This is a genomic window from Mycobacterium sp. (assembly GCF_052144515.1).
GTDB lineage: Bacteria > Actinomycetota > Actinomycetes > Mycobacteriales > Mycobacteriaceae > Mycobacterium.
The window spans coordinates 47,102-72,735 of record NZ_JBKQQD010000417.1 but is presented as its reverse complement, the minus strand read 5'-3'; the positions used below and the strand labels follow the sequence as shown (position 1 = coordinate 72,735).

The 25,634-nt window shown below is 66.4% G+C and carries 25 protein-coding genes and 3 pseudogenes; 13 read left to right on the top strand and 15 right to left on the bottom strand.

What is annotated here, in order from left to right; translation table 11 throughout:
• Positions 1–26 precede the first annotated feature (26 nt).
• From pstS to ACLP9N_RS27955, 3 genes are all read right to left on the bottom strand, one after another.
• Positions 27–1,124: a phosphate ABC transporter substrate-binding protein PstS gene (gene pstS / locus ACLP9N_RS27965; protein ID WP_442410432.1), complete on the bottom strand. Its 1,098-nt coding sequence runs from the start codon at positions 1,122–1,124 to the stop codon at positions 27–29.
• A 211-nt stretch (positions 1,125–1,335) separates the two neighbouring features.
• Positions 1,336–2,283 carry a mycothiol synthase gene (gene mshD / locus ACLP9N_RS27960; RefSeq protein ID WP_442410412.1) on the bottom strand — a complete coding sequence of 316 codons (948 nt, stop codon included), beginning with the start codon at positions 2,281–2,283 and terminating at the stop codon, positions 1,336–1,338.
• Positions 2,280–3,113: a winged helix-turn-helix transcriptional regulator gene (locus ACLP9N_RS27955; protein WP_442410411.1), complete on the bottom strand. Its 834-nt coding sequence runs from the start codon at positions 3,111–3,113 to the stop codon at positions 2,280–2,282. The genes mshD and ACLP9N_RS27955 overlap by 4 nt, the downstream gene beginning before the upstream one ends.
• A gap of 148 nt (positions 3,114–3,261) precedes the next feature.
• Here ACLP9N_RS27955 and lmeA point away from each other — a divergent pair, with 148 nt between their 5' ends.
• From lmeA to ACLP9N_RS27920, 7 genes and pseudogenes are all read left to right on the top strand, one after another.
• The gene (gene lmeA / locus ACLP9N_RS27950; RefSeq protein WP_442410410.1) at positions 3,262–4,074 is read left to right on the top strand and encodes a mannan chain length control protein LmeA; all 813 of its coding nucleotides are present in this window, start codon (positions 3,262–3,264) and stop codon (positions 4,072–4,074) included.
• Positions 4,071–4,496 (top strand): thioredoxin family protein, encoded by a 426-nt coding sequence (locus ACLP9N_RS27945; protein ID WP_442410409.1) that lies wholly within the window; start codon positions 4,071–4,073, stop codon positions 4,494–4,496. Before lmeA ends, ACLP9N_RS27945 begins: the two co-directional genes overlap by 4 nt.
• Positions 4,497–4,501: 5 nt before the next feature.
• Positions 4,502–4,615, top strand: coding sequence for an Ms5788A family Cys-rich leader peptide (locus ACLP9N_RS27940; protein ID WP_442410408.1), 114 nt, complete (start codon positions 4,502–4,504; stop codon positions 4,613–4,615).
• Between the two features lie 96 nt (positions 4,616–4,711).
• Positions 4,712–5,185: a DUF4395 domain-containing protein gene (locus ACLP9N_RS27935; RefSeq protein WP_442410407.1), complete on the top strand. Its 474-nt coding sequence runs from the start codon at positions 4,712–4,714 to the stop codon at positions 5,183–5,185.
• A 38-nt stretch (positions 5,186–5,223) separates the two neighbouring features.
• Positions 5,224–6,065: pseudogene (locus tag ACLP9N_RS27930) on the top strand (sulfurtransferase).
• A 1-nt stretch (position 6,066) separates the two neighbouring features.
• The gene (locus tag ACLP9N_RS27925) at positions 6,067–6,369 is read left to right on the top strand and encodes a DUF1416 domain-containing protein (RefSeq protein WP_442410406.1); all 303 of its coding nucleotides are present in this window, start codon (positions 6,067–6,069) and stop codon (positions 6,367–6,369) included.
• A 198-nt stretch (positions 6,370–6,567) separates the two neighbouring features.
• On the top strand, positions 6,568–7,176 hold the full coding sequence (locus tag ACLP9N_RS27920) for an FABP family protein (protein ID WP_442410431.1): 609 nt from the start codon (positions 6,568–6,570) through the stop codon (positions 7,174–7,176).
• Between the two features lie 389 nt (positions 7,177–7,565).
• Here the strand turns inward: ACLP9N_RS27920 and ACLP9N_RS27915 are convergent, their stop codons facing one another.
• Positions 7,566–8,438: an aminodeoxychorismate lyase gene (locus ACLP9N_RS27915; RefSeq protein WP_442410430.1), complete on the bottom strand. Its 873-nt coding sequence runs from the start codon at positions 8,436–8,438 to the stop codon at positions 7,566–7,568.
• Between the two features lie 86 nt (positions 8,439–8,524).
• Here ACLP9N_RS27915 and ygfZ point away from each other — a divergent pair, with 86 nt between their 5' ends.
• Positions 8,525–9,628, top strand: coding sequence for a CAF17-like 4Fe-4S cluster assembly/insertion protein YgfZ (gene ygfZ, locus ACLP9N_RS27910; protein ID WP_442410405.1), 1,104 nt, complete (start codon positions 8,525–8,527; stop codon positions 9,626–9,628).
• Between the two features lie 155 nt (positions 9,629–9,783).
• Entirely contained in the window at positions 9,784–9,981 is a 198-nt protein-coding gene (locus ACLP9N_RS27905; protein ID WP_442410404.1) for a DUF3073 domain-containing protein, read from the top strand.
• Positions 9,982–10,048: 67 nt separating this feature from the next.
• On the opposite strand, the gene purM is transcribed toward ACLP9N_RS27905, so the two are convergent.
• From purM to ACLP9N_RS27890, 3 genes are all read right to left on the bottom strand, one after another.
• On the bottom strand, positions 10,049–11,143 hold the full coding sequence (gene purM, locus ACLP9N_RS27900) for a phosphoribosylformylglycinamidine cyclo-ligase (protein ID WP_442410403.1): 1,095 nt from the start codon (positions 11,141–11,143) through the stop codon (positions 10,049–10,051).
• A gap of 81 nt (positions 11,144–11,224) precedes the next feature.
• Positions 11,225–12,751 (bottom strand): amidophosphoribosyltransferase, encoded by a 1,527-nt coding sequence (gene purF, locus ACLP9N_RS27895; RefSeq protein ID WP_442410402.1) that lies wholly within the window; start codon positions 12,749–12,751, stop codon positions 11,225–11,227.
• 147 nt (positions 12,752–12,898) lie between these two features.
• A complete protein-coding gene (locus tag ACLP9N_RS27890) occupies positions 12,899–13,288 on the bottom strand; it encodes a sterol carrier family protein (protein ID WP_442410401.1) in 390 nt (129 codons plus the stop codon).
• A 407-nt stretch (positions 13,289–13,695) separates the two neighbouring features.
• On the opposite strand from ACLP9N_RS27890, the gene ACLP9N_RS27885 reads away from it, so the two are divergent.
• Positions 13,696–15,327, top strand: coding sequence for a stealth family protein (locus ACLP9N_RS27885; protein ID WP_442410400.1), 1,632 nt, complete (start codon positions 13,696–13,698; stop codon positions 15,325–15,327).
• Here the strand turns inward: ACLP9N_RS27885 and ACLP9N_RS27880 are convergent.
• The 6 genes from ACLP9N_RS27880 to ACLP9N_RS27855 all read right to left on the bottom strand — a co-directional run bounded on the left by ACLP9N_RS27880 (position 15,242) and on the right by ACLP9N_RS27855 (position 20,971).
• The gene (locus tag ACLP9N_RS27880) at positions 15,242–16,198 is read right to left on the bottom strand and encodes a phosphodiesterase (RefSeq protein ID WP_442410399.1); all 957 of its coding nucleotides are present in this window, start codon (positions 16,196–16,198) and stop codon (positions 15,242–15,244) included. The two genes, ACLP9N_RS27885 and ACLP9N_RS27880, sit on opposite strands and share 86 nt — an antisense overlap.
• Before the next feature lie 105 nt (positions 16,199–16,303).
• Positions 16,304–16,924: an Rv0804 family intramembrane glutamic endopeptidase gene (locus tag ACLP9N_RS27875; RefSeq protein WP_442410429.1), complete on the bottom strand. Its 621-nt coding sequence runs from the start codon at positions 16,922–16,924 to the stop codon at positions 16,304–16,306.
• Complete coding sequence (gene purL / locus ACLP9N_RS27870) at positions 16,921–19,185, bottom strand: phosphoribosylformylglycinamidine synthase subunit PurL (protein ID WP_442410428.1); 2,265 nt, start codon at positions 19,183–19,185, stop codon at positions 16,921–16,923. The genes ACLP9N_RS27875 and purL overlap by 4 nt, the downstream gene beginning before the upstream one ends.
• A gap of 59 nt (positions 19,186–19,244) precedes the next feature.
• Complete coding sequence (locus ACLP9N_RS27865; protein WP_442410398.1) at positions 19,245–20,360, bottom strand: hypothetical protein; 1,116 nt, start codon at positions 20,358–20,360, stop codon at positions 19,245–19,247.
• On the bottom strand, positions 20,341–20,607 hold the full coding sequence (locus ACLP9N_RS27860) for an SDR family oxidoreductase (RefSeq protein WP_442410397.1): 267 nt from the start codon (positions 20,605–20,607) through the stop codon (positions 20,341–20,343). The genes ACLP9N_RS27865 and ACLP9N_RS27860 overlap by 20 nt, the downstream gene beginning before the upstream one ends.
• Positions 20,608–20,623: 16 nt before the next feature.
• Positions 20,624–20,971, bottom strand: a complete 348-nt coding sequence (locus tag ACLP9N_RS27855; RefSeq protein ID WP_442410396.1) for a VOC family protein — start codon at positions 20,969–20,971, stop codon at positions 20,624–20,626.
• A gap of 134 nt (positions 20,972–21,105) precedes the next feature.
• Between ACLP9N_RS27855 and ACLP9N_RS27850 the strand changes: the two are divergent.
• Positions 21,106–22,226 (top strand): annotated as a pseudogene (locus ACLP9N_RS27850) (PE family protein); the annotation flags it as partial.
• Positions 22,227–22,289: 63 nt separating this feature from the next.
• Here the strand turns inward: ACLP9N_RS27850 and ACLP9N_RS27845 are convergent.
• Positions 22,290–22,454: pseudogene (locus ACLP9N_RS27845) on the bottom strand (aminoglycoside phosphotransferase); the annotation flags it as partial.
• Positions 22,455–22,491: 37 nt separating this feature from the next.
• Entirely contained in the window at positions 22,492–23,748 is a 1,257-nt protein-coding gene (locus ACLP9N_RS27840) for a M18 family aminopeptidase (RefSeq protein WP_442410395.1), read from the bottom strand.
• Between the two features lie 52 nt (positions 23,749–23,800).
• On the opposite strand from ACLP9N_RS27840, the gene ACLP9N_RS27835 reads away from it, so the two are divergent.
• Positions 23,801–24,820: a Dyp-type peroxidase gene (locus tag ACLP9N_RS27835; protein ID WP_442410394.1), complete on the top strand. Its 1,020-nt coding sequence runs from the start codon at positions 23,801–23,803 to the stop codon at positions 24,818–24,820.
• Positions 24,817–25,617: a family 1 encapsulin nanocompartment shell protein gene (locus tag ACLP9N_RS27830; protein ID WP_442410393.1), complete on the top strand. Its 801-nt coding sequence runs from the start codon at positions 24,817–24,819 to the stop codon at positions 25,615–25,617. Before ACLP9N_RS27835 ends, ACLP9N_RS27830 begins: the two co-directional genes overlap by 4 nt.
• Positions 25,618–25,634: the final 17 nt, after the last annotated feature.

Here is a 25,634-nt window from a genome sequence, read left to right as displayed (position 1 = left end):
CGTCACTGTTCGCGCTGGGTCAACGGTTACCGCATTGCGTTGATCGCGCTCACCAATCGCCCCTTGACTTTATCGGGCAGCGGTACGTCGCCGGCCGACGAGACATCGGTCTGACCGTTATTCGTGGCCACGCTGAGGAAAGACTTGATCGCCGCGACCGTGTCCTGGTCATAGCCCGCCGAGCAGACAAGCTCGTAGGTGGCCATCACCAACGGGTAAACACTCGGGTCCTGGGAGCCATAGATCGCGTTCAGGTCCAGCACGAGATCGTTGCCGCCGGCCACGAAATGGGCCAGGTTGACGGCGTTGCGCGCCGTGTCCTCGTTGAGCGGCACTCCGCCGCTGCCGGTGTCGATCTGAGCGAATGGCAGACGGGCCTGGTCCGCGAAGCCCTTCTCGACATATCCGATAGCGCCCGACGTGGCGTGCACCGCCTGAACCACACCGGCTGACTTCAGCACACCTTCGCCGAAGCCGCCTTGAAACTCGGTGCCGATCCCCGTGGTCCAACTCTGTGGTGCGTCGGCCGTCAAATATCGCTGCAGGTTGTCAGTGGTTCCCGAAGAATCCGTTCGGTAGATCGCCGTTACCCGTGTGTCGGGCAGGGCAACGCCCGGATTGAGTGCAGTGAGTATCGGATTACTCCACGTCGTGATCACGCCACTGAAGATCTTGGCCAGCACGTCACTGTTGACGACCAGGGTCTGGACGCCCGGCAGGTTGTAGACGAATGCGATGGGTCCGAACACCAGCGGCAGGTCCCACGCCGGGTTTCCGTTACAGCGTTTGGCGGCCGGCGCGATCTGGTCCGAAGTCAGAGGCGAGTCCGATCCGGCGAAGTCGACGTGGCCGGCAACGAATTGCGCGCGGCCGGCACCTGATCCGGTGGGGTTGTACGACACGTTTTTGCCAGGGCACGACTGTCCCCACAAGTGGTTGAACAATGCGATCGCGTTCTCTTGAGCGGTCGACCCCTCGGCCGTCAGTGCTTTTTTGCCGCCGCAGGGTACGGCGCCGGCGGAAACACCCGAGACGACCGCCGTCGAAGCGGCGCGGTTGTCGTCGCTGCCGCAGGCAGTCAGCACGCCGTCAGAAGCCACGAAAGTAATGATCAACGCCACCACTGCGGCCGACGTCCTGCCCACCCCGCGCCTCACCTATGTCACTTTCTCAGCGCATTCTCGACACGTATCTGCACCGCTGGCCCCGCCCGTACGACGTCCCGAAAGAAGGTCGCCAGCTCACCCGGCAAGTATGCTCCGGCGGCGGTCAGGAGCACGCCCATCCGGTGAACATGGTGTGAACAGCAGGCCGCGGATGGGTCCGCGCCGTCGGTCAGCTCCCAGTGCGGGTCGCCGCGTAGGCGGTGTCGACGCTGTAGGTGGTGAAGCCGAGACGCTCATAGGTCCGCACCGCGGCAACATTGTCCGATTCCACGTAGAGCATCACGGTGGGTTCGCCGGGGACATTCGGACCGGCCAGCCGCTCTGCCAGCGACGCGATCCCGACCGCCGTCAACACCTGCCCCAAGCCCCGGCCCTGCGCCGACGGGTCGACGCCCACGACATAAACCTCACCCAGGCCCGCCTGGTCGGAATGCACCTTGGTCCAGTGGAAGCCCAGCAGCCGGTCCTCTTGACCGCTTGAAGCAGCGTCGAATGTGCCGAACGCCAGGAACAACCCCGCGGGGTCGAACCACGGTTCGCTGCGTCGCTCCTCCAGCTGGGTCGAGGTCCACCCGCCCTGTTCCGGGTGGTAGGCGAATGCCGCGTTATTGACCCGCAGCAACTCCGCGTCATCGGTGGTCCCGGCGTAGGTACGGATCCGCACGCGAGCGGGAATCTGCGGTTCGGGGACATTGCGCAGCGAGCGCCGCATCTGGACCAGTTCGCGAACCGGGACCAGACCCAGCGCGGACGCGGTCGCCTGGGCCGGCGGTAGCGTGCCGTGCGCCCAGAACCGGTTATGCCCCGCGGTCTTGGCCAGTGCGGCGCGCCCCATCGCGGCGCCGATCCCGCCGCGGCGGGCCCGCGGGTGCACCACGAACTCGGCCATCGCGGCATCCGTGTCACGCGGCGAGCTGAGATGAAGGTAGCCGGCGATTCCGTCGTCGCGTCCCGGATGGGCGACTAGTAAGTGCTCGGTGCGTTCGTGGCCGAGTTCGCGCAGCACCTGCTCGCCGACGGGGGCTACCCCGTCGAATTCGGTTGCCTCAGCAGCGAGTTCACGCACCTGCCGCTGCTCTTCGGTGGTCAGCGCGGAGCGCCAGACCGGCAGCGTCACTGACTGCGCAACGGGTCGACCAGCGGATCCCGAACATCGTCGTGGCCGTCTGAGCCGGGCTCGGCGGCTTCGCCGAATTGGTCAGCCTGATCAGCTTGATCATCGTTGGGGTCGGAAATCGGCGCTCGGCCGCGCGCCGGCCGGACCGCCTTGTAGCCCACGTTGCGCACCGTGCCGATCAACGCTTCGTGCTCGGGGCCGAGTTTGGCCCGCAGTCGGCGCACGTGCACATCTACGGTCCGGGTGCCGCCAAAGAAGTCATAGCCCCACACCTCGTGCAGCAACTGCGCGCGGGTGAACACCCGACCGGCATGCTGCGCCAGGTATTTCAGCAGCTCGAACTCCTTGTACGTGAGATCGAGCGGACGGCCCCGCAACCGCGCGGTGTAGGTGCCTTCGTCGATAACCAGCTCGCCCAGGCTGACCTTGCCCGCGCTCTCCTGGTCGGCCAGCCCGCCGCGGCGACCGACGACCAGCCGCAGCCTGGCGTCGATCTCGGCGGGCCCGGTACTGGGCAACAGGATCTCGTCCAGGCCCCAGTCAGCGCTGACCGCCACCAGCCCGCCTTCGCTCACCACCGCCAAGACCGGGACCGAGCGCCCCGCAGTGCTCAAAAGGCGGCACAGACCGCGTGCGGACGACAGATCGTGGCGCGCGTCAACGAGCACGGCATCCGCCGTTCCGGCCTCCAGCAACGAAGATGGCTCCGCTGGCGCCGTCCGAACCGTGTGCGGAAGCAGCGACAACGATGGCAAGACCGGGTCGGGATGCAGCTCCGAGGTCAGCAGTAGTAGCTCCAACGACCCCCTCCAGCCTCGGGGGAATCCCATTCCCCAAATTGATAACACCGTGTGGCGTTTGTTACCGGGACATCTAACGATAACGTGCCACCAGGCCTTAGGCGGCATCAGTCGGGACAGTGTGAGCCCCGCCACCAGGCGTCCGCGACGGACCGGTCGCACAGATTTGCGCCACAATATGCGGATGCCCAGGGTGCTGATCGGTGTGGTCGCAGGGGCGATCGCGGTGGCCGTGGTTGCCATCGGCGCAATCGGCGTCGATTACGGAACCAGCATCTACGCCGAATACCGGTTGTCGTCCAATGTACGCAAAGCGGCACATATGGGATCGGACCCGTTCGTCGCCATCCTGGCATTCCCGTTCATTCCGCAGGCACTGCGCGGCCACTACAACGAATTGGAAATCAAGGCCAACGCCGTCGATCACGCGGTGGTCGGCAAGGCCACGCTGGAAGCGACGATGTACTCGATCGACCTGACCTATGCATCGTGGCTGATCAGGCCCGATGCCAAGCTCCCAGTCGGCAGGCTGGAGAGTCGCATCATCATCGATTCGATGCATCTGGGCCGGTACCTGGGCATCAGCGACCTGATGGTGGAGGCACCACCCGCCGAAACCAACAACGCCACCGGCGGCACCACCGAATCGGGGATCTCGAGCAGCCACGGGCTGGTGTTCAGCGGCACGCCGAAGTCGGCCAACTTCGACCACCGGGTGAGCGTCTCGGTGGACCTGGCCATCGCCCCCGACGACCAGGCGACGCTGGTGTTCACCCCCACCGGCATCCTGACCGGACCCGACACCGCCGACCAAACCGTCCCGGACGACAAACGGGACGCGGTGCTGCATGCCTTCACCGCCAGGCTGCCCAACCAGAGGCTGCCGTTTGGGGTAGCGCCGACCAGCGAGGGCGCGCGCGGCTCCGACGTCATCATCGAAGGCATCACCCGGGGAGTAAGTATCACGCTCGACGGGTTTAAGCAGTCATGACTGCCGTGCTCGTCGCGATCGTGGCCGCTGGTGTCCTCACCGGCCTTCTCGGATGGTTGTTGACCCGGCGCTCCGGAACCGTCCGGGAAATCGGATCGGCGCCAGGTACCGATTCAGACAGTCTCGACACCGCAGACCTGGGCCTTTCCCGTACCGGACCGACTGTCGTGCATTTCAGCGCCCCCTGGTGCGGGCCGTGCGATCGGGTGCGCCGGGTGGTTGATCAGGTCTGCGGCGACCTGGGCGATGTGGCCCACGTCGAAATCGACCTGGATGCCAATCCGGCGGCCGCGCGCCGATTCTCGGTGCTGTCGCTGCCTACCACGTTGATCTTCGATGTCGATGGACGACAGCGGTACCGGGCCTCCGGAGTCCCCAAGACCGCCGACCTGCGGTCCGCCCTGGAACCGCTGTTGGCTTGATCACCATGTCTTTGGGTAAGCTGTCCGACGTGCCAGCCCGCATCGAGCCCCCGCTCGCCAGGCGCCGCGCAGTTGATCTGTGCCGCGTCGCGGGTTGTTGCTGTTGCTGTAGCTGCTGAGTAGCCGCGCCCTTAGCGCAGGACTCGGAGCAGCTTCGGGCCTTCCGTGGCGTGCCTCCACCCTTCCGTGCAATAGGAGTTTCTAGGAGTAGCCCCGTGTCGAGCAGTAACACCGCCGCCACCCAACCGGACCTCGTCGACGTTCGTGGACCAAGGTTCGCTGCCTGGGTCACCACCGCCGTCTTGGTGATCACGCTGATCGTGTCGGCGCTCAGCCCGCTGGCGGCCGCGGTCATCTTGGGCCTGCAAGCCCTGATCTTTGCCATCGGCGCCGTTGGCGGGCCGCGCCGGCGCCCCTATGGGCGGGTGTTCGCCACCCTGGTGGCGCCCCGGCTGGGGCCGGTCAAGGAGCGCGAACCGGTGCCGCCGCTGAAGTTCGCCCAGCTCGTCGGCCTGATCTTTGCCGTCATCGGCGCTGCCGCATTCGCGGCCGGCGCGTTCTTGGTCGGGGTCATCGCCACCGCGGCCGCGCTGGTGGCCGCCTTCCTCAACGCCGCATTCGGGATTTGTCTGGGCTGTCAGCTCTACCCGCTTGTCGCGCGCTTCCGGCGCACCCCCCACCCCGCTTAACCCCCCGTTCGTCAGAAGCAATCGAAAGGATCCCCACCATGGCACGCTCGGACGTCCTGGTCTCCGCCGACTGGGCTGAGAGCAATCTCGGCGATCCCGGAGCCGCCAACGTCGTCTTCGTCGAAGTAGACGAGGACGCCAGCGCCTACGACACCGGCCACATCGCCGGCGCGATCAAGCTGGACTGGCGCACCGATTTGCAGGACCCGGTCAAGCGCGACTTCGTAGACGCTGAGCAGTTCTCCAAACTGCTCAGCGAGCGCGGCGTCGCCAACGACGACACCGTGATCCTCACGGCGGCAACAACAACTGGTTTGCCGCCTACGCGTACTGGTATTTCAAGCTGTACGGGCACGACAAGGTCAAACTGCTCGACGGCGGCCGCAAGAAATGGGAGTTAGACGGCCGCGCGCTGTCCAGCGACCCCGTCAGCAGGCCCGCGACTTCCTACACCGCGGCCCCTCCGGACAACACCATTCGCGCGTTCCGCGACGAGGTCATCGCAGCCATCGGCGTCAAGAACCTGGTCGACGTGCGCTCCCCCGACGAGTTCTCCGGCAAGATCCTTGCGCCCGCGCATCTACCGCAGGAACAAAGCCAGCGGCCCGGGCATATCCCCGGCGCAATCAATGTTCCGTGGAGCAAGGCCGCCAACGAGGACGGCACCTTCAAGTCGGACGAGGAGCTAGCCAAGCTGTACGCCGCCGCCGGTCTGGACGGGTCGAAGGAGACCATCGCTTACTGCCGGATCGGCGAGCGGTCATCGCACACATGGTTTGTGCTGCAGGAATTGCTCGGGCATCAAAACGTGAAGAACTACGACGGCAGTTGGACGGAATACGGCTCCCTGGTGGGCGCCCCGATCGAGTTGGGAAGCTGATATGTGCTCAGGACCACAGCAAGGACTGACGTTGCCCGCCAGCGTCGACCTGGAGAAGGAAACCGTGATCACCGGTCGCGTGGTGGACCGCGACGGCCAGGCCGTGGGTGGCGCGTTCGTCCGGCTGCTCGACTCGTCGGACGAGTTCACCGCGGAGGTCGTCGCATCGGCCACCGGTGACTTCCGGTTCTTCGCCGCACCAGGATCCTGGACGCTGCGCGCGTTGTCCGCGGCCGGGAACGGCGACGCCATCGTGGCCCCGTCGGGAGCGGGCATCCACGAGGTTGACGTCAAGATCGCCTGACACTGCCCGAAGGTCCGTCCCCCGAAGCCGCCACCGGCGAACAAAGGCGAATAGACTCGCCCCCGTGGTGCTCTTCTTCGAGATCATGCTGGTCGTGTCCGTGGCGGTCATCTCGTGGTTCGCGCTGTACACGCTTTACCGGCTCATCACTGACGAGTCGTGAGTCCTGAAGAGAGCCCGGACTCCGGCGACCGAGCGATGGCTGCCGCGGCTGAACGCGCCAAGGTGACCGCGGCCCGTAACATCCCGGCGTTCGACGATCTGCCCCTCCCCGCCGATACGGCGAATCTGCGCGAGGGCGCCAACCTGAATGACGCGCTGCTGGCGCTGCTGCCCCTGGTCGGCGTGTGGCGCGGCGAAGGCGAGGGCCGCGCGGCCGACGGCGACTACCGGTTCGGCCAGCAGATCGTGGTCTCCCACGACGGCGGCGACTATCTGAATTGGGAAGCCCGGTCCTGGCGACTCAGCGACACGGGCGCCTACCTGGAACCCGGCCTGCGTGAGACGGGCTTCTGGCGGTTTGTCAGCGACCCGGACGACCCGACCGAGTCCCAGGCCATCGAATTGCTGTTGGCCCATTCGGCCGGTTACGTCGAATTGTTCTACGGGCGGCCACGTACCCAGTCGTCGTGGGAATTGGTCACCGATGCCCTGGCGCGCAGCAGATCCGGCGTGCTGGTCGGTGGCGCCAAACGGCTCTACGGCATCGTGGAGGGCGGCGACCTGGCCTACGTCGAGGAGCGAGTGGACGCCGACGGCGGGCTGGTGCCGCATCTGTCGGCGCGGCTGTCTCGCTTCGCCGGCTGACAGCGTGGGGGTTTCACCCAACCAGATCGAAATCTCGCCGAACGTGGGCCCTAAGTACGCGAACTGCCCTTGAAATCGTTCATAGGCCCCACGCTCGTCGGCTCAGATTGGGCATCCCCCGAGGTCGGCGGATGCGGTCCGCCTCTAAGGCCACCAAGACATGGAGCGGCCCCCGAGCAAAGCTCCTGGTTGGACAAAACCGGAAGCTCGGGGGCCGGGTGGCTACGGGGAATTCGCCAGCGCACGATCGCTAGCTCTTCCGAGCCGGTGCAGCTAGCGCGTAGCCACCTCACATGTCCATGAAGCTAACAATTCGCGGACCACCTCCTTCCTTGTGTACGGCCGAACGTACCCGCAGTCCGGCCTGACCACAACAGGAATTCACCGGCTCAGCGGTCGCTGACGATCGCGGCGTCGACCAGTTCGGCGAATTCCGCGGCGATCGGCGAGCGGGGCAGTCGCCGGCCGTCGAGGGTGTGCACGCGGGCGGCCAGGGTCATGCTCGATACCAACCAGATCCCTTGGGCACCATGGAGATCGGCGACCCGCAAGGCGCGGTAGTCACAGTCGTAGCCCTTGGTGCGGGCCACCTCGAAGAGAGCCTGCTGCGTGGTTCCGCGCAGTATCGGATACCACGGTGGCGGTGTCAGCAGGCAGAGATCACTGTCCGCATTTTCGTGTGAGTCGGTGGCAATCACCACCGTCGAGCGCGGGCCCTCCAGAACGTAGCCGTCCGAGCTGACGAAGATGACGTCACCGGCACCCTGCCGCGCGGCGTGACGCAGCGCGGCCATATTGACCGCATACGACAGCGTCTTGGCGCTGGCCAGCAGCCAGGGCATTGCGTCGACACCAGTGGCGGGCAACCCGCGGTCCAGCGTCACCGCCGCTAACCCCTCGCGGCGGACCGCGGCCACCCGGTCGGGCAAGGGGTTGACCATCACGTAGGCGGTTGGCGCCGAGCCGCTTTCGCGCCCGCGGCTGTAGATCATCCGCAGCGCGCCGTCGTCAGCGCTGCCCGCGGCCCATTGCCGCGCGGCCACGTCGATCGCGTGCCGCCAGCTGGGGAGGTCCGGCTCAGGCAGATCCATCAATTTGGCCGACTGGGTCAGCCGTTGCAGATGCGACTCGACCAGGCATGCCCCGCCGTCGCGAACCAGCAGCGTCTCGAAGATGCCGTCGCCGCGAACCACGGCAAGGTCATCGGGGTGCAGCAGCGGTGTCCCCGGCGCGTGTACGCCACCGTCCAGCGTGACGATCACAGTCGTCTGCCTAGCCATGGACGAGAAGCCTAGCCGCGAGCGTGAAGCGAGCTTCACGCTCGGCGGGCGGTCCGTAGAGTTGACGTGTGAACCGCCACGCAGTCCCTGCGCCCGATCCCGGACCCGACGCGGGTGCGATCTGGCACTTCGGCGATCCGCTGGGCGAGCAGCGCGCCGCCGAAACCGATGCCGTGCTGGTGGACCGTTCACACCGCGCGGTGCTCACCCTGACCGGTAACGACCGGCAGAGCTGGCTGCACAGCATCTCGACCCAGCACGTCAGCGAACTCCCCGACGGTGCCAGCACGCAGAATCTCAGCCTTGACGGTCAAGGCCGGGTAGAGGACCACTGGATCCAGACCGAGCTCGGTGGCACCACCCATCTCGACACCGAACCTTGGCGGGGTGAGCCGCTGCTGGAATACCTACGCAAGATGGTGTTCTGGTCCGACGTGACCCCGAGCGCCGCCGACACTGCGGTGCTGTCCCTGCTGGGTCCGCGATTGGCTGACCGCGCGGTGCTCGATGTGTTGGGCCTGGATGCCCTGCCGGCCGAGTCGATGGCGGTTTCCATCGCCGGCGGTGGCTTCCTACGCCGGACGCCCGGGGCTCCAGCCGGCCAACTAGAACTGGATCTGCTGGTGCCGCGTACCGCGTCGGCCGACTGGCAGGGCCGCTTGGCGCAGGCGGGCGTGCGATCGGCCGGCGTGTGGGCCTATGAAGCTCACCGAGTGGCAGGGCTGCGCCCCCGCCTCGGCGTCGACACCGATGAGCGCACCATCCCGCACGAAGTGGGTTGGATCGGCGGTCCCGGCGACGGAGCCGTGCACCTCGACAAGGGTTGCTATCGCGGGCAGGAGACCGTCGCACGGGTGCACAACCTGGGCAAACCGCCGCGCATGCTGGTCTTGTTGCACCTCGACGGGTCGGTGGAGCGGCCCTCGACAGGCGATGCGGTGCTGGCCGGCGGGCGCGCCGTCGGACGCCTCGGAACCGTCGTCGAGCACGTGGACTTGGGGCCGATCGCGCTGGCGCTGCTCAAGCGCGGCCTGACGGCAGACACCGAACTGGTGACGGGTCCGCAGGGCCCAGACGCCCAAGTCGCCGCGGTGATCGATGCCGACTCCCTGCCACCCACCGACGAGATCGGCGCCGGACGACTGGCCCTTGAACGGTTGCGCGGGCGATAGCGTGACTAGTCTTGTAAGTTGTCCACGACAGCGGCGGGGGGCGCCGACGCCCCACCATGAAGCACGGTAAACTGTCGGCAGGACAATAAACGACACCAAGAGATCGGAGCCGCCTACTCGTAGGCCGCTCCGTTATTGCGCGAGGGGGTTCCCCCATGGGCCGCGGCCGGGCAAAGGCAAAGCAGACCAAGGTTGCTCGAGAACTTAAATACAGCTCCCCGCAGACCGACTTTCAGCGGCTTCAGCGCGAGCTGTCAGGTACGAGCGGCGACGACTCCGACGGGCTGGACGGCTTGGACGGTGATGACAGCCCCGACAATTCATGGAGCGACCAGGACGACTGGCGCCGCTAGTCCATCCCACTTCCCGTGCCGATGCGCTTCGCATCGGCACGCTGCTCGTTCCAGCTAGTCCCGATTCCTAGAATCTCGGGTGCTGCCCGACCAGTTTGGCGCGCGGGGCGTCTTTACCGCCTTTGCAGACGGTCCCCAGCACCCGGCAGTCCAGGTGTCGCGCGGTCAGGATGGCCAGGGCCCGGTCGGTGTCTTCGGGCGCGACGACGGCGATCATGCCGACGCCCATGTTGAACGTCTTCTCCATCTCCTCGCGCGCGACGCGGCCACGCTGGGCGATCATGGCGAACACCGGTGCGGGCGTCCACGTTCCGCGGTCGACCTCGGCGATCAGCCCGTGCGGGATGACGCGTTGCAAGTTGCCGGCCAGCCCGCCGCCGGTGACATGGCAAAACGTGCGGACGTGGGTTTCGGCGGCCAGCGCCAGGCAGTCTTTGGCGTAGATGCGGGTGGGCTCCAGCAATTCTTCGCCCAGCGTGCGCCCGAACTCCTCCACATAGCCGGCCAGGTTCATCCGGTCGATTTCCAGAAGCACCGCGCGGGCCAGCGAGTAGCCGTTGGAATGCAGGCCGGAAGACCCCAGCCCGATGATGACGTCCCCGGGTTTCACGCGGTCGGGCCCCAGGACGTCGTCGGCTTCGACCACGCCGATGCCGGTGGCCGACAGGTCGTAGTGGTCCGGCTCCATCAGGCCGGGGTGCTCGGCGGTCTCGCCGCCAAGCAGTGCGCAGCCCGCGCGCACACACCCCTCGGCGATACCGCCGACGATAGCGCTCAGTCGTTCGGGCACTGTTCGACCGACGGCGATGTAGTCCTGCAAGAACAGCGGCTCGGCGCCGCACACCACTAGGTCGTCGACCACCATCGCCACCAAATCCAGGCCGACGGTGTCGTGCTTGTCCATCGCCTGAGCGACCGCCAACTTGGTGCCCACACCATCGGTGGAGGCCGCGAGCACCGGCTCGCGGTAGCCGCCGCGAAGAGCGAACAATCCGGCGAATCCGCCCAGCCCGCCGCGCACCTCCGGTCTGGTGGCCTTGGTTGCCAGCGGCTTGAATAAGTCGACGGCGCGGTCGCCCGCCTCAATGTCCACCCCGGCGGACGCATACGTGATGCCGAGTGCGCCCAACTCGTTTCCGTGGGTTTTTCCGGAGTCCGTCATCGCGATAAAGGCTACCGGGCGGCGCTCACGGCCGGGATCAGTTGCACAACCTGGTCAAAGGTAATCGACGGGTGATTCTCGTCAGCGACCAACGGGGACTTCGCCGGCAGCCAGATCGCCCAGCTCGGACCCACGCGCCGCAGTGGCGAGCATGTGCTCGACGACGTTCTTGCCCAGCACGGTCTCGCTGGGCAGCTCGATCGGGTATTTGCCGTCGAAGCATGCGGTACAGAGCCGCGAAGCGGGCTGCTCGGAAGCGGCGACTAGGCCCCGCAGCGAGATGTAACCCAGCGTGTCGGCCCCGATGGCATGCCGTACCGCCTCAAGCATCTCCTCTTTGTCTTCGACCGCGTTGGCGATCAGCTCGGCCGGCGACGGGAAGTCAATGCCGTAGAAGCAGGGCCACTTCACCGGCGGTGAGGCGATGCGCACGTGCACTTCAAGAGCGCCGGACTCGCGCAGCATGCGCAGCAGGGCCCGCTGGGTGTTCCCCCGAACAATCGAGTCGTCGACGACGATCAGCCGCTTGCCCCGGATCACCTCTTTGAGTGGGTTGAGCTTTAACCGGATGCCGAGCTGGCGGATGGTCTGCGACGGCTGGATGAATGTCCGCCCGACGTAGGCGTTCTTCATCAGGCCCTGCCCATAAGGGATGCCGGACTCCTGTGCGTATCCGACCGCGGCGGGAGTGCCCGATTCCGGAACGCCGATCACCAGGTCGGCGTCGACCGGGCATTCGCGGGCCAGCCGACGACCGATCTCCACCCGGGTGCCGTGCACGGACCGGCCGGCGAGCGTGCTGTCCGGCCGCGCCAAATACACGTATTCAAAGACGCAACCCTTGGGCGTGGGGTTGGCGAAACGGGTGGACCGCACGCCGTCAGCGTCGATCGCCAGCAGTTCGCCCGGTTCGATGTCGCGGACGAACGAGGCGCCGACGATGTCGAGCGCGGCCGTCTCGGAGGCCACCACCCAGCCGCGGTCCAGCCGCCCAAGCGACAGCGGCCGCACCCCATGGGGGTCACGGCACGCGTAGAGGGTGTTTTCGTCTATGAACGTCAGACAGAACGCTCCGCGCACGGTCGGCAGCAGCTCCAGCGCCGCCTGTTCCAGGGTGGAATCAGCCGCACCGTGGGCCAGCAGCGCGCCCAGGATGTCGGAGTCCGTTGTCGCCGGGGCCGGGCAGCGCTTTGCGATCAGCCCCGCTTCGCGGGCGCGCGCGGCAAGGGCAGCGGTGTTGACCAGATTCCCGTTGTGCCCCAACGCAACCCCGGTGCCCGCCGCGGTGTTGCGGAACACGGGCTGGGCATTTTCCCACGTGGTGTCGCCCGTGGTGGAGTAGCGACAGTGGCCGATGGCGACGTGGCCCTCCATCGCTGCCAACGTCTGCTCGTCGAACACCTGGCTGACCAGGCCGAGATCCTTGAAGACCAGCACCTGGGAGCCATCGGCAACAGCGATCCCCGCGGCTTCCTGCCCGCGGTGCTGCAACGCGTACAGGCCGTAGTAGGTGAGTTTGGCGACTTCTTCGCCCGGGGCCCAGACCCCGAATACGCCACACTCTTCGCGGGGTGAGTTCAGGTCCTGCTCGGGTTCCTGGACGGTCACGGTTCGGCGGCTCCCCGGGGAACGGATGGTGACGTACAGGAGTCTACGGGCACGACGGCGCCGCCGCGGAATCGACCGGGCGTGTTGACCGTGGAAAACTCGGCAAAATCGAGTCCATCACCCTAAACCTGCAGTTCAGGGTTATATTTAGCTGACAGCTATCAGGGGCAGCCAGTGCTCAATCTCACTGGCCCGGGAGCCCGAGAGCGCCAGCGCCCCGGTGGCCTTCGCCTCGGCTGGGGGCAACAGCCCGGCAGCCAGCAGTAGCCAGGTCCGCGGGTCGGTCTCGACGACATTGGGGGGTGTTCCGCGGGTGTGCCGAGGCCCGGCAACACACTGCACCGCGACAAACGGCGGTATCCGGACCTCCACGCTGGCTCCGGGGGCCAGTGCCGCAAGGGTGCGCGCGGTGAGCCGAACCGCCTTCGCCAGAGCGTCCCGTTCGGGCGCAGGACAGGTTTCGTCACGCAGCCAGTCCGCGACGGCCAGCACGGCCTGCCGGGTCTCTGTCGGATCAGCGCTATCTCGGGCTGCCATACCTTAGGGTCTCAAAATCATGCGAGACCATCGGCCTGGTGACACCGACGGCGATGACGCTGATCGGCGTCGGCGGGTATTTGCCATTCCGCGGGACCTTCACACCGAAGACGAAGTTGACGATGGTTGCTCCGCGGGCGGGTTGTTGGCTACACCATCAAGCCCCGACGAGACACGCGCCATGACAACCGAACCAGGTGAAGCCCGGAACTGAACCAGATATGACACGAGTGCAACCGAGAGGTTGCAGACAGGTTTCTCCGAGTCACTAAATCGACTGCCTTGCCGGACTACCGGCACGATGTAGTTGTGAGCCCTGTTGGCGTGGGGTTTCTCGTTCTGCACCGACGCTCAATGTGTGGGATTCTCGCGGTGCCGTGGTCGCAATCAATTAAGGCGGTGTTCTGATGTCCAAGATCGTGTCGCGCGACGGGGGTCGGCCCGCGCGGCGCACCCTCGATCCCATCATCGTTACCCGACGGGGGAAGATTGCCCGCCTGGAATCCAGGTTGACCCCGCACGAGGCCCAGATCGAGGATCTGGTTTTTCTGCGAAAGGTGTTGAACCGGGCCGACATTCCCTTCCTGCTTATCCGCAGCCACAAAGGCCGGCCGATTCTCGCCATCAGCATCGAGCTGCGCCCGACGGTCGAGCGCGCACTGGCGGCGGCCTGCGCCAGCGAGCCGATGTATGCCAAAACCATTGATCAGCGCGGAATTTCTCCCGTGTTGGTGGCCGATGGCAATCTTTCCCGGCTGGTCGACCCACGGATTGTGCGGTTGTACCGACGGCGGATCGCGCCCGGAGGGTTCCGGTACGGGCCGAGGTTCGGTGTCGAAATCCAGTTCTGGGTGTTTGAGGAGACCCTGGTCTGCTGTCCGGTGGAAAACTCGCTAACCCGCAAGGTGCTGCCACGCAATGAAATAAAGCCAACAACCGTCAAGCTTTACGGGTATAAATGGCCGACCATTGAGGGAATGTTCGCTCCCCACGCCAGCGACGTGACGTTCGATATCGATATGGTGTTCTCCTGGGTCGACGGTAGTGATCCGGAATTTCGGGCGCGACGTGCCGCGCAAATGTCACAGGTCGTGGTGGGTGAAGGCGACGCGGCTGAGGCACGAATCCGCCAGATCGACGAGTTGAAATACGCTTTGCGTTCGGTGAACATGTTTGCTCCGTGGGTCCGTCGCATCTTCATCGCGACGGACTCGACCCCACCACCGTGGTTGGCTGAGCACCCCGTGATCACCATTGTCCCCGCGGAGGAACACTTTTCGGACAGGGCAGCGCTGCCCACCTATAACTCGCACGCGGTGGAAAGCCAGCTGCACAACATCCCCGGCCTCAGTGAGCATTTCCTGTACTCCAACGACGACATGTTCTTCGGTCGGCCGCTCAAAGCCAGCATGTTCTTCTCCCCGGGTGGGGTCACGAGGTTCATCGAGGCCAAGACCCGGATCGGGCTCGGCGCAAACGATCCCACGCGCAGCGGCTTTGAGAATGCGGCCCGGGTTAACCGACAGATCCTCTTCGAGCGGTTCGGGCACGTCATCACCCGTCACCTCGAGCACACTGCGGTCCCGCTGCGCAAAAGCGTGCTGATCGAGATGGAACGCGAATTCCCCGACGAATTCGCTCGCACTCAGGCGAGTCCGTTCCGCTCCGGCACCGATATCTCAGTGACCAACTCGTTCTACCACTACTACGCGCTCATGACCGGACGCGCCGTCCAGCAAGAAAAGGCCAAAGTCCTCTACGTGAATACCACCACGCACGTCGGCCTCAACCTACTTTCCGAGCTGCGCAAGCGACGCGGGTACGACTTTTTCTGTCTCAACGACAGTAGTTTTCCCGAGGTCTCCGCCCACGAGCGGGCAGACCGCGTCGTGGGTTTTCTGGAACGCTATTTCCCGATACCGGCGCCCTGGGAGAAGGTCGCGGCGGACGACGTCAGTCGACAAGGATTTGCGGCGCAGATGGCGTCAGCACCATTGGAGGGTGCGCAAATAAGGAATCCCGCGACGACGGCTCGATAAAGAGGCCGCTTTCGGTGATTTCGCGTCGCGCCTGCTCGGGAGACACAAAGGTGCCCACGGTTTTTCCGGTGCCAAGCGGAATCACCGAGTGCACGACCGTGTCTTGATACACGTGCACGAGGTTGCAACCCTGCGCACCGTCTTTGCCGCGCGTTCCCCCGGCGGCGACCGTCAGATCCTGGGTATAGCAGGTAGCCGAGGCGACCGACACCGGGATGCCGACGAAGGTGGCATTCGTCGAGTAGTGCAGGTGCCCGGCCAGAATGGCACGAACATCGCTGCCCTTGAGCACCCGCCCGAGCGAAGCCTGGTCGCGCAGTTCCACCGTGACGGCCAGGTCCAAGACACTCGGAATCGGCGGATGATGCAACGCCAAAATGGTGCCGTCCGGGGCTTCGGTTTCCAATTGTCGGGCCAGCCAATCCAACTGGGATGCGGTGATTTCGCCGTAATGATGTCCCGGCACCGACGTATCCAGGGTGACCATCCGCAGCCCGTCGATCATGCGCACGCGGTCCAGGGGTGCCATCGAGGGCGCCTCGTCCAGCAACATCCTGCGCAATTCGGCACGGTCGTCGTGGTTGCCCATCACCCAGACGAGTTCAGAACCCAGCTCGGCCGCGAACGGCTCGATCAGACCGCGCAGTTTTCGATATGCCTCCGGCTCGCCCTTATCGGCTAAATCGCCGGTGAAGATGATCGCGTCGGGGCGTAGCCCGGACTCCTTCAGCTGCTCGAGCAGCTCGCCAAGCCGGCTGTCGGCATCAACAGCCCCGTAGAGAGTGTCGTCCCCTCCGATGAGATGAGTGTCGCTGATGTGCAGAAGGACGTAATCCGGCCGCGGATGCTCCGCGGCCCTGAGTCTGTGCACCGGAGGTGCCAACCCCTTCCATGATCGAGCGGTTTACATAGAAGAAACATTGAGTATAACTGTGCTGCTGCCCAAACCCGCGCGCTTGTGAGCCGTTCCACGCGCCTACCGGAAACGACGCCGCGCGGCCAGGGCCGCCACCGCACCAGCCTCGTTGATGGCCAGGTGCACCAGGAGTGGGGCCGCCAGGCTCCCGGAACGGTCGGCGATCCGTCCGAACAACCAGCCCCCGATACCGGTGGCCAGCACGGTGGCCACCACCGGCTCACCCATCGCGCGCGCATCCGGGATGTGGGAAAGCCCGAAAGCCGCGGCCTGCAGGAGCCGTCCACCGGAGTTGCCGAAGGCCGTGGAACCGGCCGTCACCAGTGCCGCACGGAAGGCGGCCTCCTCGGCCCAGACCGTGCCGACGGGTATCCGCAAAACCAGCCAGCCCGGCACCGATGCCGGCAAGTCGCGATGAGACATCGACCGCCGCACCGCCGGCAGCGAGGTGGTCGCCGCTATCGCGGTGGCCGCGACGGCTCCAGCCGCAGACCCCAGCCGCAACCCCGCCCATAACCGAGGCGGACGCAGGCCTAGCGGCGCACGGGTCACCAGCGCCAGCAGCCCACCCACACCAGCCTGCAACGCTGCCCGCCAAACGGCGGGCAGCCGGGGACTCAGGAAGCTCCAACCAACCAGGCTAGCGGCTAACGAAAGAGCTTGTACCCGACGGAAACTCAGCCGAAGATTCGCGGCAGCACCGCCTCGGACGTCGCGCGCAGTTCCGCCAGGGGCACGGTGAACAGGGCCTGTATCTCTATCGCGTCGGAACCCTGATCGACGACGCCGATGCGGACCGCCGGCAATCCCCGCGCCTCGCACATCGCACGGAACCGGCTCTCCTCGGTGCGCGGCACCGCCACCAGCACCCGGCCCGCCGATTCGGAAAACAGCATCACAAACGGGTCTGCATCCTCGGGAAGCACGATGCGGCAACCGGTTTCACCCGCCAGTGCCGATTCCACGACGGCCTGGGCGAGGCCGCCTTCGGACAGGTCGTGCGCCGCGGACACCAGTCCGTCCCGCGATGCCGAGCTCAGCACGTCGGCGAGCAGCTTCTCGCGCGCCAGGTCCACCGCCGGCGGCCGCCCGCCCAGATGGTCGGCGGTCACCTGCGCCCAGACGGAGCCGTCGAACTCGTCGCGGGTGTCGCCCAGCAGCATCAGGGTCTCCCCCGGCTCGCTGCCCAGGCCGGTCGGAAGACGTCGACTCACGTCATCCAAGACGCCGAGCACCCCGACCACCGGCGTGGGCAGGATCGCTGCCGACCCGGTTTGGTTGTAGAAGCTGACGTTGCCGCCCGTCACCGGAATCCCCAGGGCCACACAGCCATCGGCGAGGCCGCGCACCGCCTGCGCGAACTGCCACATCACCCCGGGGTCCTCGGGCGAACCGAAGTTGAGGCAGTTGGTCACCGCGACCGGTGTGGCACCGGTGACGGCGACGTTGCGGTACGCCTCGGCCAGCGCGAGTTGGGCGCCGGCATAGGGATCCAGCAGGGTGTAACGCCCCGACGCGTCGGTCGACAGCGCGATGCCGCGGCCGGTGGACTCGTCGACGCGCAGCACGCCACCGTCAGCGTGCTCGGCCAGCACGGTGTTGCCGCGCACGTAGCGGTCATATTGTTCGGTGATGAACGCGCGGCTGCACAGGTGCGGACTGCCAAGCAGCGCAAGCAAAGTCGCGCGCAGCTCGGCACCGGTGCCCGGGCGCGGCAGCCGGGACGAACTGTCGGCGTTGAGGGCATCCTGCGATTCGGGGCGGGCGACGGGCCGCTGGTACACCGGGCCTTCATGGGCCACCGTGCGCGGCGGCACGTCGACGACCGTCTCGCCGCGCCAGGTAATTTGCAGTCGGTCGCCGTCGGTGACCTCACCGATCACGGTGGCCAGCACCTCCCATTTGCGGCAGACCGCCAAGAAGGCATCGACGTTCTCGGGCGCGACGACCGCGCACATCCGCTCCTGGGACTCACTGCACAGCACCTCGGCGGTTGTCATCTCCTTGGCCCGCAGCGGGACGGTGTCGAGTTGGATCGCCATCCCGCCGTCACCGGCTGACGCTAATTCCGATGTAGCGCAGGACAATCCGGCTCCACCCAGGTCCTGGATGCCGATCACCAGTCCGCCCGCGTACAGCTCGAGGCAACACTCGATGAGCACCTTCTCCATGAACGGGTCGCCCACCTGGACCGACGGCAGCTTCTTGCGGGACCCTTCGCTGTCGAAGGTGTCCGATGCCAGTACCGACACACCGCCGATGCCGTCCAGCCCGGTTCGCGCGCCGAACAAGATGATCTTGTTGCCGGCGCCCGAGGCGAACGCCAAATGCAGGTCCTCCTGGCGCAATACGCCGACGCAAAGCGCGTTGACCAACGGGTTGCCGGCGTAGCACGCGTCGAACACGGTCTCACCGCCGATGTTGGGCAGGCCCAACGAGTTGCCGTAGCCGCCGATGCCGCGGACCACACCGTCGACCACGCGGCGGGTATCGGGGGCGTCAGCGGCGCCGAACCGGAGCTGGTCCATCACGGCGACGGGTCGCGCGCCCATGGCCATGATGTCGCGCACAATACCGCCGACGCCGGTCGCCGCGCCCTGGTACGGCTCGACGTAGGACGGGTGGTTGTGTGATTCCACCTTGAACGTGACCGCCCAGCCGTCGCCGATGTCGACGACGCCCGCGTTCTCCCCGATGCCGGCCAGCATGCCGGCGCGCATCTGGTCGGTGGTGGTCTCACCGAAGTAGCGCAGGTGCACTTTGGACGACTTGTAGGAGCAGTGCTCGCTCCACATCACCGAGTACATCGCCAGCTCGGTGTCGGTGGGCCTGCGGCCTAATATCTCGCGGATCCGCTGATACTCGTCGTCTTTGAGGCCCAGCTCGTGAAAGGGTTGCGGCTGGTCGGGGCTGGTGGCGGCATATTCGACGGTGTCAATCACCTGGGTGCGCGCGCTCGTCACGCAGACAGTCTAAGAGTGCCGGCCTACCTCAGCGACTGTCACGGGTGCCCATCGAGAAAACCGCTGAGTCCACTCGGCTGGTGCGGCCCGAGTGCGATCTGTTCGACGACGCCCACACCGCGGCGGTCGCCCATTTTCGCGGTGACGAGGTTCTGAATGTGGATCGATCCGAAATCGAGGGGGTCGAAGTCGTCGAGTCGTATTGATTCGCGACCGGTTTCGAGCTGCCCGTGGTTGCTGCCGTGTAACCAGTGGGGGTGCCAGTAGCCGATGCCGCGCATGCGGAAAGTGAACTTCTTCTCGACCTCGATATGGGTCTCGCCCTCAATCGGATCGTGGAACCACAGTCGGGCCCGCCGCATCTCGCGCCGTCCAGGCTCCCATTCGATCTCATAGCCGATGTCGTCGCATTCGCGCGCACCGGCGTTGTCCCATCCGGGCGTGCCGTCGGGGAGGGGGTCGAGGACGAGCGCGGTCTCGAGCCATCGTCGGCCGTCTTCGTGTTCGTGAAAAGCCAAGTGGGTGAACCGATCCCCGAAGTGGAGCGGCGCCCAGAGCCAGAAGACCTGGAATCCCATGGGCTGGCGAAGCACCGGGATCTGTTCGCCGACGGGCCGAATGCCCCACGAGCGGTCTCGGGTGCCGGACACCTCGGCGGGGTCGATCCGGAGCTCTTCGCCGTCGACGACGACGGCGCCCTCCCACGTTCCCCACTGGGTGAGCCGAGTGTGGTCGGTCAGCAGAATCCCTTCCGGGCTGCGGCGTTGTTGGCGGGGCTCTTCGATCGCGACGGTGGTAGCCCGAAAGGTGAGGTCGCAGGCGATGCCGTGCTCGTTGGGTTCGACGATGTAGCGGATGGTCCGCATGGGTTCGGGTACCTCCACGCGGATCGGCCCGATCGCGGTCGACCGGTCGAGCGGCATGGCGCCGGAGGCGAAGATCGAGTGCTCGACTCCGTCTTTGACCAGGCTGAAGGCGGCGTCGATGACGCCGCGGACGGGATAGTGACCCATCGCCGCACCCAGGTAGAAGTCGCCGTCGCACTGGTGGCCGTTGAACCAGTAGCGGTCGTAATGGTTGGGGTCGCTGCTGGCCGGCGTAGCAATCGGATCCGCCGACGCATGGATGGGGAAGTCATCGAATGGGCTGAGCATTGCGCCCCTCCTGGGTTCGGATCTTGACGACGGCGCCGCCGTCGACGTCGAGGACAGCGGCGGTGATGAACGCTGCCTCGTCGCTGGCCAGGAACGCGACGGTGGCGGCGACGTCCTGGGTGCGGCCGTGCCGCTTGAGCAGCTGGACCTTCTCGTAGTGCGACCAGAACAGGCCGTCCTGGCCTAGAAACGCCTTCCCATTTGTCGGTGAGGATGCGGCCGGGGCGCACCACATTGACACTTTCACGCTGGTCGACAATCCATTACTGACCCGCCACGCAGAACACATTGCCCTCGGGGTCGGCCATTACCACCCAGCGGAAGGTGTCGCTGATTGTGCGCCCACCCACCTCGGTGGCCCCAGCCGACTTCAGCCGCGACACTTCGGCATCCACATCCGCGACGCTGAAGTCGAGATGCAAGCGGTTCTTTCCAGGGGTGGGATCCGGCACCTTCTGGAATCCGAGCCGAGGCCCCTCGGGCCGGGTCACCGCGAAGAATTCGCCGGGGAGCAACTCCTGCGCCGTGCCACCGAAATGCTCGGCCCACCAGCCGGCCAGCTTCGCCGGATCGCCGCAATCGAACGTGACCATCGCAACCTCGAGCGCCATATCGGCAGACTCTATGCCCAGTGCTCAAACGCCGAACCCCGGCATGCCAGTAACGACGTGAGTCGCCTTTGAGCGCGATAGGATCTTCCTTTGCAGACCGCCACGTGGCGACCCAGACCTAATGGAGGCGCGAGGTGCCATTCGTAATCGCGATGCCCGAGATGGTCACAGCGGCCGCAACCGATCTGGCAAATGTCGGCTCGACGATCAGCGAGGCCAACGCGGCGGCGGTCGCCCCCACCGCGGCAGTGCTGGCCGCGGGCGGCGATGAGGTATCGGCAGCCATAGCCGCGCTGTTTGGGGCACACGCTTAGGCGTATCAGGCACTGAGCACCCAGGCCGCGACATTCCATGCCCAGTTCTCAAGGCGATGAACGCCAGCGCGAACGCCTACGCCAGCGCCGAGGCGGCCAATGCCTCACCGATGCAAGCAGCGCTCAGTGTGGTCAATGCGCCCACCGAGGCACTAGTGGGGCGTCCAATCATCGGCAGCGGGACAAATGGCCTCCCGGGCACCGGAGAGAACGGCGGTCCCGGTGGGATACTTATCGGCAACGGCGGCAATGGGGGTTCCGGCGGGGTCGGCGAGCCCGGTGGTAACGGCGGTGTCGGCGGGATAATCGGCAATGGCGGCGGGGGCGGCGACGGCGGGCCCGGCAGCCCCGGCGGCAACGGCGGGGCTGCCGGGCTATTCGGCCACGGCGGGGCCGGTGGAACCGGTGAGCCTGGCGGGATCTTCGGCGCGGCCGGCGGCAACGGCGGCGCCGGCGGGAGAATTTGGGGCAACGGGGGGAGCGGCGGGGCCGGGGCGGCCAGTGGCGCGACAATGGGCGGCAGCGGCGGCGACGGCGGCAACGCTGGGCTCCTCGGTCACGGCGGCGACGGCGGCACCGGCGGCGCTGCCCTGGCTCCGGGCACCATTGCCGGGTCCGGCGGCACCGGCGGTCTCGGGGGGCTGGTCGGCAGCGGCGGCAACGGCGGCGACGGCGGCGACGCGACCTCGACCTCCAGCGCGATCGGCGGCACCGGCGGCACCGGCGGCACCAGCAGGCTGTTTGGCAACGGCGGCACCGGCGGCGACGGCGGCAACGCCGATCTCGCGACTGGCGGGGGTGGCAGCGGCGGCAACGGCGGCCCCGGCGGCATTGTCGGCAACGGCGGCAACGGTGGCGTCGGCGGCAGCGGCTTTGGTACCGGGCCGGGCGGCCTCGGCGGCGCCGGCGGGGTGCTGATCGGAAAGCGCGGGAGCAACGGGTTCTGACGGTCCAGGTCCACCCGGCTACCGTTAGTGATTCGCCATCCCGACCGACAAAACGGGCTAGCCGGCGATTTCAGCCAGCGCTGACGGGGTGTCGAGGTCGGCGTAGGCGGTCGAGTACCGCTGGGCCAGTGCAACTGAGACGTCCGTACGCTGCCACTCGCCGGCGCTGGCGGTAACCAGCCACACGGTCAGCCCGTGCGCGACCGACGCCCGGTACCGCAACGGCGCGTCCATCACCGACCGAAACCGTCAGTAACCGTCAGTCGGGAGAAAGGAACGCGCGCAGCGCCGCCGAGTACTCGGCCACGTCGTGCGCACCCATCAGCTCACGCGCGGAGTGCATGGCAAGCTGGGCAGCGCCGACGTCGACGGTGGGAATGCCGGTCCGGGCCGCGGCCAGCGGCCCGATCGTCGAACCGCACGGCAAATCTGCCCGGTGCTCGTACCGCTGCAATCCGACCCCCGCCTGCCGGCAGGCCAGCTCGAACGCCGCCGCCGTGCGTGAATCGGTGGCGTACCGCAGATTCGGGTGCACCTTGAGCACCGGCCCGGCGTTGACCTCGATCAGATGGCCGGGCTCGTGGCGCTCCGGATAGTTGGGGTGGGTGGCGTGCGCCATGTCGGCCGAGGCCAGCAGCGAAACGGGCAACCGGCGCAGGTAGTCGTCCCGTCCGCCGCCGGCGGCGAGCACGATGCGTTCCAGGACGGTGGTCAGCAGGTTGGACTGTGCGCCGTGGTCGGAGGTCGAGCCGACCTCCTCGTGGTCGAAAAGCGCCAGCACGGGCAGGAAGCCGCGCGGCTCGGCGCGCAGCAGCGCCTCCATCCCGGCGTAACAACTGGCCTGGTTGTCCAACCGGGGCGCGCTCAGCAGACTGCCGTCAACACCGATCACCGACGACGGCGTCAGATCGTGCGTCATCAAGTCGGCGGCCAGCACGTCGGTCGGCGCTACCCCGGCCCGCTCGGCGACGTAGCCCACAAATGACACCGCGTGCTCGCCAACGCCCCACACCGCGTTGACATGTCGCTGGGGGTCGAGCGTCACCGACCTACGATCCTCGGCCAGATGGATGGCCAGTTGCGGCACCCGCAAAATCGGATCGTCTATCCGGACCAGCCGGTGGCTGAGCCCGGAGCCGTCACGAACCGACAAGCGTCCACTGACACCCAGATCGCGGTCCAGCCAGGAGTTGAGCCACGCTCCCCCGTACGGCTCGAGCGCCACTACCCGCCAGCCCGCGACCAGCCGGTCCGGATGCTGTTTGACGCGCAGGTTGGGGCTGTCGGTGTGCGCGCCGACGATCCGGAATGCGTCCGCTCGCTCGTCCGCATTCCAGGCGACCAGCGAACCGGCGCGGACGGTGAAGTATCGGCCCGGTTGCTCCGGCCAGCGGTCGGCTTCGCAGAGTTCGGTGTAGCCGGCCTCGAGCAGCCGTGCGGCCACCGTGGCGCAGACATGAAACGGCGACGGCGATGCGTCGATGAATTCGCAGAGGCCTGTAGCACTGGCCGACATGTCCAACATCATGGCTGTCCGGGACAGCGGAGTTCACGCTAGGGTCTGCAGAGTGTCTCCGGTTCAGCCGCAACCCATACTCGCGCCGTTGACGCCTGCCGCGATTTTCCTCGTGGTCACCATCTCCGATGGCGGCGAGGCGACTGTGCACGACGCGCTGCCGGACCTGTCCGGGCTAGTGCGTGCTATCGGCTTCCGCGACCCGACCAAGCATCTCTCGGTGATCACCTCGATCGGCTCCGATGCCTGGGAACGATTGTTCGGCGGGCCGCGGCCCGCCGAGCTTCACCCCTTCATCGAGCTGAACGGACCACGGCACACAGCGCCGGCAACGCCCGGAGACCTGTTATTCCACATCCGGGCCGAGTCGTTGGACGTGTGCTTCGAGTTGGCCGGCCGCATCCTCAAATCGATGGCCGGCGCGGTGACCGTTGTCGACGAAGTGCACGGCTTCAAGTTCTTCGACAACCGTGATCTGCTGGGTTTTGTCGACGGCACCGAAAACCCGGACGGCCCAACCGCTGTCAGCGCGACTGCGATCGGTGACGAGGATCCTGAGTTCGCCGGCTCGTGCTACGTCCACGTGCAGAAATACCTGCACGACATGCAGGCGTGGGAATCGCTGTCGGTCACCGAGCAGGAACGCGTGTTCGGCCGCACCAAGCTGGACGACATCGAGTTCGACGACGACGTGAAACCGTCCAACTCGCATATCGCACTCAACGTGATCGAAGACGACGACGGCAACGAGCTCAAGATCGTGCGCCACAACATGCCGTTCGGCCAACTCGGCAAAGTTGAGTACGGCACCTACTTCATCGGCTATTCGCGCACCCCTGAGGTGACCGAGCAGATGCTGCGCAACATGTTCCTCGGTGACCCGCCCGGGAACACCGATCGGGTGCTGGATTTCTCCACCGCGGTCACCGGGGGGCTGTTCTTCTCGCCCACTGTCGACTTCCTCGAAGATCCCCCGCCCCTGCCCGCCCCGCTGGTGACGGAGCGCCCGGCGGCACCCGCTTCGGACAACGGCTCACTTTCGATCGGCAGCCTGAAAGGAACCTCTCAATGACGAACAACCTGTACCGCAATCTGGCACCGGTCACCGACGTCGCTTGGACCGAAATCGAATTGGAGGCAACGCGAACGTTCAAGCGCCATATCGCCGGGCGCCGGGTCGTCGACGTCAGCGAGCCCGGCGGGCCAGTCACCGCGGCCGTCAGCACCGGACGGCTCATCGACGTCGACGCCCCGACCGACGGCGTGGTCGCCCACCTGAGGGCAAGCAAGCCCCTTGTCCGGCTGCGGGTTCCATTCACGCTATCCCGTGACGAGATCGACGACGTCGAGCGCGGCGCGCGGGACTCCGACTGGGACCCGGTTAAGGCCGCGGCCAAGCAGCTCGCGTTCGTCGAGGACCGCGCCATCTTCGAGGGCTACGCCGCCGCCTCTATCGAGGGCATCCGCTCCGCCAGCTCCAACAAGCCGCTGACGTTGCCCGCGGACCCTCGCGAAATTCCCGACGTCATCACGCAGGCACTCTCCGAACTGCGACTCGCCGGCGTCGACGGCCCCTATTCGGTGCTGCTGGCCGCTGACGTCTACACCAAGGTCAGCGAGACCACCGAACACGGATATCCGATCCTCGAACACATCAACCGACTGGTAACCGGCGAAATCATCTGGGCTCCCGCCATTGACGGCGCCTTCGTGCTGACCACCCGCGGGGGCGACTTCGATCTCCAGCTGGGCACCGACGTCTCGATCGGTTACACCAGCCACGACGCCGGCACCGTGCAGCTCTACCTGCAGGAGACGCTGACATTCCTGTGCTACACCGCCGAGGCGTCAGTCGCGCTCAGCCCGTAGGAATAAATGCCGGCGTG